The following is a 13,775-nucleotide window of genomic DNA, read 5'->3' on the forward strand; positions in this document are numbered from 1 at the left end:
GCCAGGCGTTAGTCCGCCGCTGCCAGCTGGCCGCAGGCGCCGTCGATCTCCTTGCCGCGGGTATCGCGGACTGTGGTGGGAATCCCGGCGTCGAGCAGGTGGTCAATGAACTCCTGGATCACCTCCGGCTCCGGGGAGGTCCAGATGGAGCCCGGAGTGGGGTTCAGCGGAATCGGGTTCACGTGGACCCAGCCGCGGCCGCGGGAGTTCAGCTTCTTGGCCAGCAGATCGGCACGCCACGCGTGGTCGTTCATGTCCTTGATCAGGGCGTACTCGATCGAGACACGGCGTCCGGTGACCCGGTAGTAGTTGTACGCGGCGTCGAGGGCCTCGTCCACTTTCCAGCGGCTGTTGACCGGGATCAGTTCATCACGCAGTTCATCATCCGGAGCGTGCAGGCTCAGCGCGAAGGTGACCGGGATGTTCTCCTCGGCGAGTTTCTTGATCGCCGGCACCAGGCCCACGGTGGAGACGGTGATGTTCCGGGCGCTCATGCCCAGACCTTCGGGAGCTTCCGCAGCCATCCGGTGGACGGCGTTCATCACCCGCTTGTAGTTCGCCAGCGGTTCACCCATGCCCATAAAGACGATGTTGGTGACGCGCTCGGCGTCGTGCCCGCCGTCGCGGCGCTTGCCGCCCAGTCCGCCCTCGGCGATGACCCTGTTGGCCTGGACAATCTGGTCCAGGATCTCCGCGGCGGACATGTTGCGGGTCAGCCCGGCCTGGCCGGTGGCGCAGAACGGGCAGTTCATGCCGCAGCCGCACTGACTGGAGACGCACAGGGTGATGCGGCCCGGGTAGCGCATCAGCACCGACTCGACGAGCGAGCCGTCGAACAGGCGCCAGAGGAACTTGATGGTGTCGCCCTTGTCCGTGGTCAGCCGCTTCACCTCGGTGAGCAGGGTCGGGAACATTTCCTTCACCAGCTCGTCGCGGCGCTCCTTCGGGAGGTCGCTCATCTTCTCCGGATCGGTGGTGTAGTGCTGGAAGTAATGCACCGAGAGCTGCTTGGCCCGGAACGCGGGCAGCCCCAGGGACTTCAGCTTCTCCTGGCGCTGGGCAAGCGTCAGGTCCGCCAGGTGTTCCGGCGGCTGGGACACACGCGGCGACTTGAACTGCAGCAGGGGGCGGCCGTCGGGCTCCTTGGCCTGCTCCCAGCCTTCGGTTGCGGGGCGCACCTGCGGCTTGTTGCCGGGCACGCTCAGGGCAGCTGGGGGAATGTTAGGGGAAGTCATCCCTTCCATTTTGACATGCATCCGCCGGGGCTGTTTTTTACCGCAACCGGTTCTCGCCTAGCGGAAAACCGCGCCGGGTTTAATACTCGGTCCGGTCAGCGGCAGCGTTCCAGGCGTCGAAAGGATCGTTGCGGGTCTGCCCGGGAATCTGGGTCACCGGCATGGAACGCTCCTCCAGCGGGGTTTCGAAGTACTCGTAGAAGACGGCGTCGTCGAACCCGGCCCTGGCGGCGTCGTGCCGGTCCGCAGCGAACACCACCCGGTCCACGCGAGCCCACAGTGCCGAGGCCAGGCACATGGGGCAGGGTTCGCAGCTGGTGTACAGCACGGCCCCGGAGAGATCGAACGTTTCCAGGGCGGCGCAGGCGTTGCGGATCGCGGTGACTTCGGCGTGCGCTGTCGGATCGTTGTTGGCGGTGACGCGGTTAACCCCGTCAAAGGCCTGCCCGTCCGCGGCGACGATCACCGCTCCGAACGGTCCGCCGTTGCCGGCGACGTTGCTGGTGGCCAGTTCAATGGCCCGTTCCAGGTAAGCGGCATCTGTGGTCATGGGAACTTCCCCCTCGATCAGAATCCCGGCGGTCTTTCCGCCACGGGAAAATGCCAGGTTGATAGCAACGATCGTGCCCGCCTTCGCAGTGATGAGACTAACATCCGCTGCCGCATAGCGGGGACCGACTAGCCTTAGTGGCTACCGCAGGAAGGCACCGCATGAGCACAGAGGCATGGACCCGGATCAGCTCCCACCGCCACGAGCTGGGTGAAGGACTGCGCCGCGCCCCGGACGGGATCCGGTGGGTTGACCTGCTGAAGGGGGAAATGTTCGCCTGGACGCCCGGCAGCCCGGCGTCCCCCCGCCGCACCCACAGGCTCGGTAAGCCCCTCGGTCTGGCCGAGGAGGACGGCACCGGCCGCCTTATTGCTGCTGCCGGAACCGGCGTCGTTGAGCTTCTGGACGACGGCACGGACGTTCCGCTGGCAGACACCGGACTCGATCCGGCCCGCTACCGAGTGAACGACGGCGCGCTGGCCCCTGACGGTTCTTTTTGGTTCGGCACGATGGTGCACACCGGATCCGAACCGGACGGCGCGCTCTGGCGCTGGGATCCAGCAGGCGGCGGTGCGGTGAAAATGCTGGCCGGCATCGATATCCCCAACGGTCCGGTTTTCCTGCCGGATGGGCAGGGTATGCTCATCGCCGATTCGGCAGCGGGCCGGATCCTGCGCTCCACGCTGTCGGATCCCGCGGACGCAGTGCCCTTCGCGCAGACAACGGGTGGATCCCCCGACGGTATGCATGTTGACGGACTGGGCCGGATCTGGAATGCGGTTTGGGGCGCAGCCCGCCTGGACGTCTATGCCGCCGATGCCTCTATTCTGGCTTCGCTGCCCCTGCCGGTGGTACAGCCAACCAGCGTCCTCCTGACGGATGGACCGGACCCGCGGGTTATCGTCACCAGCGCAGCAACAGGCCTTTCCGCCCCCGGCCAGTTCGACGGCTGCACCATCGCGGCGCCGTTCTCACGCGTGGCTGCCGGTCTGGGGCGCTAACGGCCCGGGACTCCCCCGGACGCGGAACGGGTTATCCGCCCACGAAACTACCTACCCACAAAGACCTACCCGCCCACAAAGCGGCGGCGTCCGGACAGGCTGCCCATCACGGCAGCAGCGGCGCCGATGAGCAGGAACATGAGCGCGGCCGGGGTGAAGGATCCGGTGGCGGTGTGCAGGACACCCACCAGCAGGGTGCCGGAAGATCCCACGCCGTAACCCACGCACTGCATCATGCCCGATACCCGTGCCGCGGTTCCTGCGTCACGCGTGCGCAGCACAATCATGGTCAGTGCGAGCGCGGTCAGACTGCCCTGCCCAACACCGAGCAGGACCGCCCAGAGCCACACCAGCTCCAGCGGGCCGAGGATCACCAGGGCGAATCCGGTGCCGGTGAGCAGGGCGATCACGGCGTTCAGCCAGCTCTGGCCGCGCAGCCGCGCGGCCAGCGGCGGAGCGAGGAAGGACCCCAGGACCTGCACCACGATCGAGCCGGCCACAATGTAACCCGCAGTGCCGCCGTCGATCCCCCGGTCACGCAGGATCGGTGCCAGCCAGGCGAAAACACTGAAGGACATCATGGCCTGCAGGGCCATAAAGCCGGTGATCTGCCAGGCCAGCGGCGAGCGCCAGACCGGCGGACCGGCGGCTGCCTGCCGGTCACTGCGGCTGGGGCGGCGCCGCAGGGCCAGCGGGGCGAACAGCAGGACGACGACGGCGGCGGGCAGCGCCCAGAATCCCAGGGCTGCCTCCCAGGAGCCGGTGGCCTCCAGCAGCGGGTGCGTCAGCCCGGCGCCGAGTGCGGCAGCGGCGCAGATGGCACCGGTGTACAGGCCGCTCATCAGGCCCAGCCGGTGCTGGAAGTCGCGCTTCACGAGGGTGGGCAGCAGGACATTAACGACGCCGATCCCCGCTCCCGCCGCGATGGTTCCGGCGGTCATCGCCGCGAAATCTCCGGCTCCGCGCACAGCCAAACCCGCGGTCAGCAGCAGCATCGCTGCCAGGATCGTCCGTTCGGTGCCGAACCGGCGGGCCAGCGGCGGTGCGGCCGGGGCCGAAAGCCCAAGCAACAGCACAGGGCCGGTGGTCAGGACCGTCACCAGGCTGGCAGGAATCCCTGATGCCGCGGTGATCTCCGGCAGGATCGCGGAGAAGCTGGAGAAGACCGTGCGGAGATTCAAGCCGATCAGCACAATGCAGACAGCCAGCAGAACCAGCCCGGCCTTTCCGGCTGGTGCATCCGGTGCCTTCGTCCGGTCCGGCGCCGCGACCACGGCAGTACTGTTCCCCATGTGGATCCGGTGTCCTTTCCGCAGGACGACGGCGCGCACCTACGGAACCACGGTAGGGGGACACGGTCCGGCGGACAAAACGGAGGGGGCCGGGAGTCGTTCCGGTTGAACGAAGGCCATATAAGCAAAACCGATGAACTTGGACGGATATTACAGTTTTACAGTGGTTAGTGTGATCTCCATCATGGAGGGAGGTTCCGCGGCCTTTCCTGCGGATTGGCCCTCTCAGGAGTTGAAATCATGTCTACGTCCCTCAATCCGCACGTGGTCACACTGGGGACCGCCGGCGGCCCGCGCTGGTGGACAGGCGAGAATGCCGGGCGCCGCAGCGGCATCGCCACCGCCGTAGTTGTTGGTGAGGCCGTGTACCTGGTCGATGCCGGCACCGGCGTGGGACGCCAGCTTGCCAGAGCCGGGCTGCCCATTTCCTCGCTCCGCGGCATTTTCCTGACCCACCTGCACTCCGACCACACCATTGATCTGGCCGGACTGGCGGTCTTTGGCCTCTTCACGCTCGCGAAGGACCAGCAGCCGATCAGAATCCTGGGCCCGGGCAACCGGGGGGCGCTTCCCCCCGTGTCGCCGCGGGCCGCGGTGCCGCCGTCGCCGGTTTTTCCAGGCCTGCCGACGCCGGGTACCAAGCAGATGTTCCACCACCTCATGCAGGCATACGCCACGGATCTTAATGACAGGGTGATTGATGCCCTGCGTCCGTCACCGCTGGACCATTTCACCGCCGGGGACATCGTGATTCCTGCCGAGGCGGGGTACCACCCCAACGAAAACCCGACACCGGCGCAGATGGAGCCGTTCGAAATCTACCGCGATGATCTGGTCACAGTGACCGCCACCCTGGTGCAGCATCCGCCGATCGCACCGGCCTTCGCTTTCCGCTTCGAGACGACGGAGGGATCCGTGACCATCTCCGGAGACACGGCGCCCTGCGAAAACCTGGTCCGGCTTGCCCAGGGAACCGAGCTGCTGCTGCACGAGGCGATCGACTTCGACTGGGTGCAGCGAGCCTACGGGGACGCCGGGTCCGAGGAGGCCCAGGCCTCGATCGACCATCACCGCAAGTCCCACACATCGCCAGCGCAGGCAGTGGAGATAGGCCACCGCGCCGGTGCCCGCACCTTGGCGCTGCACCACCTGGTGCCGGGGACCACACCGGACGAAGTCTGGCGGTCGCATGGCAGCAGCTTCAGGGGCACCTTTCTGGTTCCGGATGACCTGGACGTGATCCCCTTTTCTTTCCCCATCCCGGCGGCCACAGGGACGTCCGCTGCCGCTGGCGCCGAAACGGCGGCCACCCGATGACCCAGGACACAACGGCGCCCGGAACTTCAGCCAAGGGCCGGCCGGAAGATGAGCTGAAAATCCCCAGTCTGAACACCCCGGAGATGCGGCGCATCCTGGCCTCAAGCTTCATCGGCAGCGCCATCGAGTTCTATGACTTCATCCTGTATGCCACGGCGGCAGCCCTGGTCTTCAACAGCGTTTTCTTCGTGGACCTGGATCCGGCCGTGGGCATCCTCGCATCCTTTGCGACCCTGGCCGTGGGCTACCTTGCCCGCCCGCTGGGCGGCATTATCTTCGGGCATTTCGGTGACCGGCTCGGCCGCAAGGGTGTGCTGATCACCTCCATGCTGCTTATGGGCATTGCCACCACCGTGATTGGCCTGCTGCCCACCACCGCCCACATCGGGATGGCTGCCCCGGTGGCTTTGATCTGCCTGCGCGTCATCCAGGGACTCGCCGTCGGCGGTGAATGGGGCGGCGCCATGCTGATGGCCCTCGAACATGCACCCAAGGAACGCCGCGGCTTCGCAGCCAGCTTCGCGAATATGGGCGGGCCCGCCGGAGCTGTGATGGCTACCCTCGCGGTGTCCGCCGTGTCAGTCCTGCCGGACGAGCAGTTCCTGGCCTGGGGATGGCGGGTCCCGTTCCTGCTCAGCGTGGTGCTCATCGGCATAGGCCTGGTCATCCGGCTGAAGGTCGCCGAATCCCCGCTGTTCCTGGCCCTCGAGGACAAGGCCGAGGAGAAGAAAATCCCTATCCTCGAGGTCCTGACCAAGTACCCGAAGAACGTCATGATGGGCACCCTGGTCGGCATGAGTTCCTATACGGTGCAGGGGCTGATGACGGTGTGGGCGGTCTCCTATGTAGTTGAGACCGCAGGCATGGACCGCACCAGCGTGCTCAACATCAAGGCCGTGGGCGCAGCGCTGACAGTCGTAGCCATCTGGTTCGCGGCCAGATACTGCGACCGGATCGGCCGCCGCCCGGTGATGCTGATCGGCATCACTGCCGGCGCACTGCTGGCTTTCCCGATCATGTGGATGCTGGACGCCGGAGAGCTGTGGCTGTTCGCCGTCGGATTGTTCCTGGCCAACGGCGTTATTCAGGGGACGATCTTCGGTCCGTTTGGTGCGTTTACCGCCGAGCTGTTCCCCACCCGGGTGCGCTACACCGGCGCTTCCCTGGTGTATCAGCTCTCCTCAACGCTCGGAGCGGGCTTTACGCCCATGATCGCCACCGGCCTGGTGCTGGCAGCCGGGGGCGAACTCTGGCTGGTGGCCACTGCGTGGTGCGGTGCGTTCGTCCTCGCCGGGCTGTGCCTGCTTGGAGTGAAGGAAGGCAAGGACCAGGACCTCACTGCGGAGGACCTTTAATCCTTACGATCTTGCCTGTCCGGCAACGGGGCTGCCGGCACTGTCGCCGGCAGCGCCCGTCTCCGAGCAGAAATCGAGGAAGGCCCGCAGCCGGAGGCTGGGCCGCGTGACGCTGGCATAGGCAACGCAGATGTCGCTGTGACCCACCGGCCCGTCGATCTCCACGGTTGCCAGGGGCAGGCCGTCGTAACTGGTGTTCACCGGTGGCCGCTGCACCAGCACGGTATAGCCGAGGCCTCGGGCCACCATGCCGCGGACGGCCTCAAAGCTGGAGGACCGCCAGGCGATTTTCGGATCCAGCCCGGACAGCCGGAGGTTTACCAGCTGGTTATCCCGGACCGAGGGAATGTCCAGGGAGACGAAATCCTCGGTGGCAAGTTCCGCCAGCCGGATACTCTTCCGTGAGGCGAGCGGGTGGCCTGCCGCGAGGAGCACATAGGGGCGGCCGACCTTCACTGTGCGCGCCTGCACCCCGGGCAGGAGGTGGCGGGTGTGGGTCAGTACTGCATCCAGGGATCCTTCCTGCATGCGGTGCTGCAGCTGCACAGCTTCGCCCTCCTCCATGGTGACGTTCAGCCGGGGATTGGGTTTGATGAACCGTTCACTGATCACAGGAACCCAGAAGGCCGCCAGAGTGCTGTAGCAGCCGATCGCCAGCGGACCCACCAGGCCCTGCTGACGCTCGATAATACTGTTCTGGACTTCACCGGCATGGCGGACCAGGCCCCGGACGTCGGCCAGGAACTGCTGCCCCACACCGGTTAGCACCACCCCGCGGGAGCGGTGCCGGACCACCAGCTGGGCTCCGACAACCCGCTCCAGATCCGACAGTGCCTGCGACATCGCCGCCTGGGAGATGTGGCTGGCCGTTGCAGCGGCGGAAATTGAGCCGTGATCGGCAACGGCAACGAAATACTGGATCTGTTTGAGGGTGAACTTAACCACTCAGCCAGCGTACAAGCGCCGCGGTGTCTTCTGCCGGGACCACACAGCGGGCAGCACGGCCAGGATGCCGACGACGGCGGCGGCGGTGAAGGCCAGCGCCGGAGCATCCTCCCGGAACAGGGCTCCCAGCACCGCTGAGCCCGCTGCCTGTCCGGCGGCGAGGGCGATGAACAGGACCACCGTGCCGGCGGAGGCCTGGTCCGGGACCGCGCGGACCGCCCAGACGATGAGGACACCGCTCATCGCGGTGTAGCCTCCGCCGAAGAGTGCGGCTGCGGCATAAGCGGCCACCGGAGCCCCCGGCGCCATGCCCAGGAGGAAGGTCGCGGCGGCCATGGCCAGCACCGTCCCGGTCCAGGCTGTTCGCAGGCTGGCGGCCTGGACCAGCTTGCCCGCGAAGGCGCCCAGTACGCCGAATGCTCCCAAAACCATCCACGCCGCGACGGAGTACATCTGCGTGCCGGTGCCCGAACCGGCGATGATGGTGCGGCCAAAAGTCCAGACGGCGGCACTGGAGGCACCGGCCAGGAGGGCCGCGGCCAGCGGCTTGGCCAGCGCAGCCAGGAGGCCCAGCCGCAGCCGCGGCAAATCGCCTGTCCCTGATTCTCCTGCGGCCGGTCCGGGAGAAGACCGGTCGGAACGGAGGACGGCGGCGGCTGAAAGGGCGGAGAGGATGGCGATCCCGGCCCAGCCCAGCCGCCACTGCCCCGCCGTGAGGACCAGCAGGACGCCGGCTGCTACGATTCCCGCTCCGGTTCCGGCGTTGACGATTGTCTGCGCGCTTTCCTGCCGTGCGGCAGTGATGTTGCGCTCGATCAGCCTGACGAGTCCCGGGGTCGCAAAACCGGCTCCGGCCCCGGCAATCACCACGCCGGCGGCCAGGACCCCGGCGTTTGGTGCGGCAGCAACTCCCGCAGATCCGAGGGCCGCTGTGGCACCGGCGCAGGCGACGACGAGGCGCGGCCGGGCGCCCAGGCGCGCTGCAGCAGCGGCAGTGACGCAGTAGGACAGGAAGCTTCCGGCCTGGATCGCCCCGGACACGGACGGCGCCAGCTGGAAGGCTTCGGTAAAGCGCGGCAGGAAGAAGCCGAAACCAAACCGTGCCAACCCATAGGTGGCCGCAATCAAAACCATGCCGCTGATAACCAGGGGCCGCATGTTTCACCTCCGCAGAACCAAAAATAAGAACGCTCGTTACGCTACACCAGAACTATCGTTCTATGCGTGGTGTGGCTACAGTGGAAAGATGACCACCGTCCAGCGACCGTCCGCCCGCACCAGGCTGCTCCAGGCTGCCGACCGGGTGTTGTTTGACCGGGGCATCCGGGCGACGCCGGTGGATGAGCTGCTGCGCCAGGCGGATGTTTCCGCGGCGACGCTGTACGCGCAGTTCGGCAGCAAGGACGGGCTGGTTGCCGAGACGCTGCGCCAGCGGCTGGCGGAGTGGAGAGCGGTCTGGGACCAGCACATCATTGCGGCCCGGGATGACACGGGCCGGCTGCTGGCTGTGTTCGACGCCCTGGCAGCCTACCGGGCAAGGCCCGCCCAGACGGCCCGGTGGTGTGCCTTCCTTGCCGCTGCCACGGAGCTGCCCGATGCGGCCGGAGAAATCGGCGAGGTGCTGGCCGCTGACACCACCCTGCTGACCGATCGGCTCCGGCACCTTTCCGAACCGATCGCCGGCCCGCTGGCGGACAGCCTGGCAGATGAAGTGCTGCTGGCGTACACCGGTACGCTGGCCGCTTTCCTGCGGGGTTCACCGGCTGACCCCGTCGAAACCGGCCGCCGATTGGCCCGGGCAGCGGCCGGGGCCCACCAGACCCCCTAGCTTCACGGCCCTGGTGAGGGACAATTGGATCCGGAACCGGCCGCCGTTCCGGGAGGTATTCCATGCAGGTTCCCAGCCGAATCGCCGTCGTTGTGGGCAGCACGCGGCCCGCCCGGATCTGCCCGGTGGTGGCCGCCTGGGCGCAGGCCGAACTGCAGTCCGGCAGCCCGCTTCAGTACGAGCTGCTGGACCTGGCGGACGTGAACCTGCCGCTGCTCGATGAACCGCTTAAAGCCGCGCTGCAGGAGTATCAGCACGAGCACACCCGGGTCTGGAGCCGGCTGGCCACATCCTTTGACGGTTTCCTGTTTGTCTTCCCGCAGTACAACTGGGGTTACCCGGCCGTGCTGAAGAACGCCCTGGACTACTTATACGTGGAGTGGCGGGACAAGCCGGCAAGCGTTTTCACCTACGGCACCCGCGGTGGAAACAAGGGCGCCCAGCAGCTGATCACTGTCCTGCACGGCCTCCACATGGCCGTGCTTGAAAGCCATGTGGAGGCCGTGATCACCGACGACGACGTCGACGGAGACTGGCAGCTGACCGCTCCGGAAGCGACTCTGCGTCCAGTGCTTCCGCAGCTGCGCAGGGTCGACGAAGATTTCCTGGCGGTCCTGACCGACGGTCAGTGAGGCTAGCCCAAGGTGGGAAGCGTGTACGGCAGCACCAGCCGGGACAGATGTTCGGCGTCGCGGTAGATCTTGTGCGTCACCGGACGGCCCACCGGCAGGTGGAAGGCGTCCGGAGGCAGCAGCGCGTTGTGCTCGTCGGCCAGTGGCTCATTGTTGGAGAGCTCCGCGACCAGCTTGTGGCCGGGCAGGAACGTGTTCGCGAACGGATAGAGCCGCACCACATACTCCTCGATCTTCCCCGGCTCGACCGGGACGGAACGGGTGTGCGGGTGGTAAGGATTGCCCTCGGTGGTCCGCTGCTCGTCGAGCTCGCGGTGCGAGGCCTTGAGGTACCCGGTGGTGATCAGCTGCCGCTTGCCGTTCGGCGCCGCATCCCAGAGCCGCAGAATGAGATTGGTGTCCGGCTGGTCGATCTCGACGAAGAGATGAGCTGCCCCGGTGCCGATCATTTCCGTGGGCTCCTCGAACACATCAGTGGACCAGTCCAGGATCTCCACCTTGTCCGTGACGGTCAGCGGCGCCTGGTAGAAACCGTCCGGGGCAGCGTACTCCGTACCCATCAGCTCCGGTTCGGAGGAGAGCCTGCGGCGGGTGCGCAGATACAGCGGCTTGTACTCCACGTCCTTGGGCGGCCAGGCAGCCGCGGTAACCACCTCGCGGGATCCCTCCACAAATACGCTCACGGCGGGCTCGTCCATCACCCCGTTGTCGATGCCCTTGATCCAGTAGTCGTACCAGCGGAACATCTTGTCGTGCTCTTCGATGAAGGGGCGGGACTGCATGGGCGGGTAGGGGCCGATGTCCAGCTTCTTCGGCCCCTTCAGAGCGTTGTAAAGCTCCACCGTGCCGTCCAGTGTCCAGCCGCGGCCCTGGTCCAGCTGCAGCCAGACCGGAATGTCGATGTTCGGTGCCAGGGTGACCGGATTGCGTTCCTCGTACCAGTCGCCGTCGACGTCGTTCATCACGATGTCGAACCAGGCCTCGTGGTTCGTGGGATAGTTCAGCACGTGCACCAGGTTGGGCCAGGCGGCGACGTCGGGATCCGCCAGGCGCTCGGCGACCAGCTTCTTCAGCTCTTCCGGTGAGTACTTTTCCACCATCCGGGACTTCACCCGGTCCGTGAACGCCCAGCCGGAGTCTCCGCCGCGGCCTTCGCGGGCGGCGCGGGGCATAAACCACATCACTCCGCCGTGGTACGTGGTCTCGTAGAAATCGTAGTGGCCGCCGGAAACGAAGATGGCTTTCAGGTGCGGCGGGCGTTCGGCGGCGGCGAGCACCTGCATGGAGCCGAAGTAGGAAATCCCGACCATCCCCACGTTGCCGTCGCACCAGGGCTGCGCGGCGACCCATTCGATGAAGTCATACGCGTCCTGGCCGAGCGAAACCCCGCCGGCATTGTAGTTGCCGATGTGCTCGCCCCCGGACGCTCCGGAACCGCGGAGGTCGCCGATGACGTGGACGTAGTCCTCCTTCACGATCCGGGCAATATCCCCGGCCTCGATGCAGCCGTCCCACATGGGGCTGGGACGGCGCTGCGGCGGCATGGTCAGTGCCAGTGCCTGCAGCTCCTTGCCGTACGGGCTGAGCGCGACCAGCGCCGGGCGCGGTTTGTCCGCGGTGCCCTGGTAGGCATCCGCGGCGAGTTCGACGCCGTCGCGCATCGGCACCCGCAGGTCCTTCTGCACGGCGATCGGCATTCCGCCGGCATTGATCGTCTGGTAGCTGGGCATCATCCTGGGGTGCTCCTTTAGGCAGGCTTCTGGTTGAACAGCGTGAGGTAGCCGTCGAGCGTCGTAAAAAACGGCGACGGTTCCAGGGTGGGGTCGGAGCTGTAGCCAAGTTCGGCGGCCACCGGTTCAAAGGGCGAGTACACCGAATCCGACTCCTGGAGCCCGGCTCGCAGCGCCCGGCCGGCGCTGGTCCGGATGCGGGCCTCGAGTTCCAGGCTCTCCTGGAGCGCGCGGTGTGCCTGCGCAGCGTCGAGTTCGACGCCGTTCGGCTCACCGTCCGCTCCGCGGTACGGGTGGCCCAGGTACAGGTGCTGCGGGCGGAGTACGTCCCGCAGGTACTCGAGGCTTCTGCGGTAGGCGTCCGGGTCGGTGTAGCCGGGGAACCGGTTGGCGGCACCGTGGATCTGCACGGCATCACCCACAAACACCGAACCGTCCAGCCCATAGGCAACCGAGCCGGGGGTGTGCCCCGGCACGCTGTGCACCGAGACACGCACGTCCCCGCCGAGGGACAGTGTCTCGCCGCCCCTGAGCAGGACATCGGGTTCCATCTCGCCTGAAATGACCGCGTCTGCGGTTTCGGCCTGCTGTTCCGCGCCGCCGGGCGCGTTCAGGTAGCGGCTGCGGCCGTGCAGGTATTCGTCCACGTGGGCCTGCCGGGAGCGCAGCAGCGGAGCATCGGCTTCATGGATTACAACTTGGGCTTTGCCGCCGGTGAGCTCATGGAGCGCCCGGGCTCCACCGAGGTGGTCGATGTGCCCATGCGTGAGCAGGATCCAGCGGACTTCCTCGATGCTGCGGCCAAGCGCCTTCAGGGCAGGCAGCAGACCTTCGGCCGGGGAGGAGGCAATGCCGGTGTCCACAATCGCTGGTTCCGGTGCGTCGATGAAGTAGCTGTACAGCCCGAACCGGCCCCAGGGCGAGACCAGCGGATGGATGGCGGCGGGCATCAGGATTCGCTCTGGCGCAGGAACTTCCCTGCCTCGGCGAACGCACCGTAAAACTCCGGGATCCAGGAGAAGTTCGCCACGAATCCGTGGTTCGCCCCGGCGTAGCGGCTCAGGACTGCCCTGGTGCCGGCGGCGCGCAGGCGCTGGGCGTACAGCTCACCCTCGTCGCGCAGCGGATCGAACTCCGCGGTGATGACCAGCGCCTGCGGCAGGCCGGCGAGATCCTTGCGCTTGATGGGTGACACCAGCGGATCAGCAGGGTCGGCGCCGCTGTTCAGGTAGAAGGCGTTGAACGGCTTGAGTCCCGCGGTTTCCAGGCCGTATCCCACCGCGTTCTCCCGCATCGAGGCATAGCGTTCGACGTCGAAATCCAGGTCCAGCGACGGATAGAAGAGGATCTGGTGCGAGATCGCATCGAAACCGTCGTCCTTGGCCATCGCGGCGACGGCGGCAGCGAACGTGCCGCCGGAACTGTCGCCGGCCACGGCGAGGTTCGCCCCGTCCCACTTCAGCATTTCGCCCTGCTCCGCCGCCCATTTCACGACGGCGTAGCAGTCCTCCAGGCCCGCCGGGAAAGCAGCCTCCGGGGCCAGCCGGTAGCCCACGGAAACGACTTTCCAGCCGCTTTCCACCGCGAGGGCCCGGGCCATGTGGTCATGGGTGTCCAGGCTTCCGAGGAAGAACGCGCCGCCGTGGAAGTAGACCAGCACGCCGTAGGATTCAGCGTCCTCCGGGGTGTAGATCCGTACCGGAACCTCCCCGGAGGGGGTCGAGGCGACCGAGTCTTCGACGGCGTGCAGCGGCAGGCGGTCTTCCAGCGGCGGGACCTCGGCGGCTTCGCCGGCACGCATGGCGTCTGGGTTAAGCGGGCCCTGGGGCGGTGCCGGAAGGGCGGCGAGGAGCTTGGCTATTTCGGGATGAATTGGCATTTCTGACCTTC

Annotated in this window: 13 protein-coding genes; 5 read left to right on the forward strand and 8 right to left on the reverse strand. The window is 66.7% G+C overall.

Going from position 1 to position 13,775, the window contains the following annotated elements; genetic code table 11:
- Positions 1–8: 8 nt before the first annotated feature.
- Together rlmN and ArtHe_RS14195 are read right to left on the reverse strand one after the other, a co-directional pair.
- The gene (gene rlmN, locus ArtHe_RS14190) at positions 9–1,235 is read right to left on the reverse strand and encodes a 23S rRNA (adenine(2503)-C(2))-methyltransferase RlmN (protein ID WP_066302137.1); all 1,227 of its coding nucleotides are present in this window, start codon (positions 1,233–1,235) and stop codon (positions 9–11) included.
- A gap of 79 nt (positions 1,236–1,314) precedes the next feature.
- Complete coding sequence (locus ArtHe_RS14195) at positions 1,315–1,785, reverse strand: nucleoside deaminase (protein ID WP_066302135.1); 471 nt, start codon at positions 1,783–1,785, stop codon at positions 1,315–1,317.
- A 161-nt stretch (positions 1,786–1,946) separates the two neighbouring features.
- On the opposite strand from ArtHe_RS14195, the gene ArtHe_RS14200 reads away from it, so the two are divergent.
- Positions 1,947–2,786 carry an SMP-30/gluconolactonase/LRE family protein gene (locus ArtHe_RS14200; protein WP_248317541.1) on the forward strand — a complete coding sequence of 280 codons (840 nt, stop codon included), beginning with the start codon at positions 1,947–1,949 and terminating at the stop codon, positions 2,784–2,786.
- 65 nt (positions 2,787–2,851) lie between these two features.
- Here the strand turns inward: ArtHe_RS14200 and ArtHe_RS14205 are convergent, their stop codons facing one another.
- The gene (locus ArtHe_RS14205) at positions 2,852–4,078 is read right to left on the reverse strand and encodes an MFS transporter (RefSeq protein ID WP_248317542.1); all 1,227 of its coding nucleotides are present in this window, start codon (positions 4,076–4,078) and stop codon (positions 2,852–2,854) included.
- Positions 4,079–4,318: 240 nt separating this feature from the next.
- Between ArtHe_RS14205 and ArtHe_RS14210 the strand changes: the two genes are divergently transcribed.
- On the forward strand, positions 4,319–5,395 hold the full coding sequence (locus ArtHe_RS14210; RefSeq protein ID WP_248317543.1) for an MBL fold metallo-hydrolase: 1,077 nt from the start codon (positions 4,319–4,321) through the stop codon (positions 5,393–5,395).
- The gene (locus ArtHe_RS14215; protein WP_248317544.1) at positions 5,392–6,750 is read left to right on the forward strand and encodes an MFS transporter; all 1,359 of its coding nucleotides are present in this window, start codon (positions 5,392–5,394) and stop codon (positions 6,748–6,750) included. The genes ArtHe_RS14210 and ArtHe_RS14215 overlap by 4 nt, the downstream gene beginning before the upstream one ends.
- A gap of 3 nt (positions 6,751–6,753) precedes the next feature.
- On the opposite strand, the gene ArtHe_RS14220 is transcribed toward ArtHe_RS14215, so the two are convergent.
- Entirely contained in the window at positions 6,754–7,695 is a 942-nt protein-coding gene (locus ArtHe_RS14220) for a LysR family transcriptional regulator (protein WP_248317545.1), read from the reverse strand.
- On the reverse strand, positions 7,696–8,853 hold the full coding sequence (locus ArtHe_RS14225; protein ID WP_248317546.1) for an MFS transporter: 1,158 nt from the start codon (positions 8,851–8,853) through the stop codon (positions 7,696–7,698).
- An 88-nt stretch (positions 8,854–8,941) separates the two neighbouring features.
- On the opposite strand from ArtHe_RS14225, the gene ArtHe_RS14230 reads away from it, so the two are divergent.
- Both ArtHe_RS14230 and ArtHe_RS14235 read left to right on the forward strand, forming a co-directional pair.
- A complete protein-coding gene (locus tag ArtHe_RS14230; RefSeq protein WP_248317547.1) occupies positions 8,942–9,523 on the forward strand; it encodes a TetR/AcrR family transcriptional regulator in 582 nt (193 codons plus the stop codon).
- Positions 9,524–9,585: 62 nt separating this feature from the next.
- Positions 9,586–10,155, forward strand: a complete 570-nt coding sequence (locus tag ArtHe_RS14235) for an NAD(P)H-dependent oxidoreductase (protein ID WP_248317548.1) — start codon at positions 9,586–9,588, stop codon at positions 10,153–10,155.
- Between the two features lie 2 nt (positions 10,156–10,157).
- On the opposite strand, the gene ArtHe_RS14240 is transcribed toward ArtHe_RS14235, so the two are convergent.
- Genes ArtHe_RS14240 through ArtHe_RS14250 form a run of 3 tightly spaced genes read right to left on the reverse strand, consistent with a single transcriptional unit; the run spans position 10,158 to position 13,764 of the window.
- Positions 10,158–11,888, reverse strand: coding sequence for a CocE/NonD family hydrolase (locus ArtHe_RS14240; RefSeq protein ID WP_248317549.1), 1,731 nt, complete (start codon positions 11,886–11,888; stop codon positions 10,158–10,160).
- Between the two features lie 14 nt (positions 11,889–11,902).
- A complete protein-coding gene (locus tag ArtHe_RS14245) occupies positions 11,903–12,835 on the reverse strand; it encodes an MBL fold metallo-hydrolase (protein ID WP_248317550.1) in 933 nt (310 codons plus the stop codon).
- Positions 12,835–13,764, reverse strand: coding sequence for an alpha/beta hydrolase (locus ArtHe_RS14250; protein WP_248317551.1), 930 nt, complete (start codon positions 13,762–13,764; stop codon positions 12,835–12,837). Before ArtHe_RS14250 ends, ArtHe_RS14245 begins: the two co-directional genes overlap by 1 nt.
- Positions 13,765–13,775 lie beyond the last annotated feature (11 nt).

Origin of the sequence: Arthrobacter sp. Helios (genome assembly GCF_023167125.1) — a bacterium.
Classification (GTDB): domain Bacteria; phylum Actinomycetota; class Actinomycetes; order Actinomycetales; family Micrococcaceae; genus Arthrobacter_B; species Arthrobacter_B luteolus.

Bases quoted from the DNA above. Each gene is read 5' to 3' on its own strand.
- rlmN (WP_066302137.1), bottom strand. From the start codon at position 1,235: ATGACTTCCCCTAACATTCCCCCAGCTGCCCTGAGCGTGCCCGGCAAC.
- ArtHe_RS14195 (WP_066302135.1), bottom strand. From the start codon at position 1,785: ATGACCACAGATGCCGCTTACCTGGAACGGGCCATTGAACTGGCCACC.
- ArtHe_RS14200 (WP_248317541.1), top strand. From the start codon at position 1,947: ATGAGCACAGAGGCATGGACCCGGATCAGCTCCCACCGCCACGAGCTG.
- ArtHe_RS14205 (WP_248317542.1), bottom strand. From the start codon at position 4,078: ATGGGGAACAGTACTGCCGTGGTCGCGGCGCCGGACCGGACGAAGGCA.
- ArtHe_RS14210 (WP_248317543.1), top strand. From the start codon at position 4,319: ATGTCTACGTCCCTCAATCCGCACGTGGTCACACTGGGGACCGCCGGC.
- ArtHe_RS14215 (WP_248317544.1), top strand. From the start codon at position 5,392: ATGACCCAGGACACAACGGCGCCCGGAACTTCAGCCAAGGGCCGGCCG.
- ArtHe_RS14225 (WP_248317546.1), bottom strand. From the start codon at position 8,853: ATGCGGCCCCTGGTTATCAGCGGCATGGTTTTGATTGCGGCCACCTAT.
- ArtHe_RS14230 (WP_248317547.1), top strand. From the start codon at position 8,942: ATGACCACCGTCCAGCGACCGTCCGCCCGCACCAGGCTGCTCCAGGCT.
- ArtHe_RS14235 (WP_248317548.1), top strand. From the start codon at position 9,586: ATGCAGGTTCCCAGCCGAATCGCCGTCGTTGTGGGCAGCACGCGGCCC.
- ArtHe_RS14240 (WP_248317549.1), bottom strand. From the start codon at position 11,888: ATGATGCCCAGCTACCAGACGATCAATGCCGGCGGAATGCCGATCGCC.
- ArtHe_RS14245 (WP_248317550.1), bottom strand. From the start codon at position 12,835: ATGCCCGCCGCCATCCATCCGCTGGTCTCGCCCTGGGGCCGGTTCGGG.
- ArtHe_RS14250 (WP_248317551.1), bottom strand. From the start codon at position 13,764: ATGCCAATTCATCCCGAAATAGCCAAGCTCCTCGCCGCCCTTCCGGCA.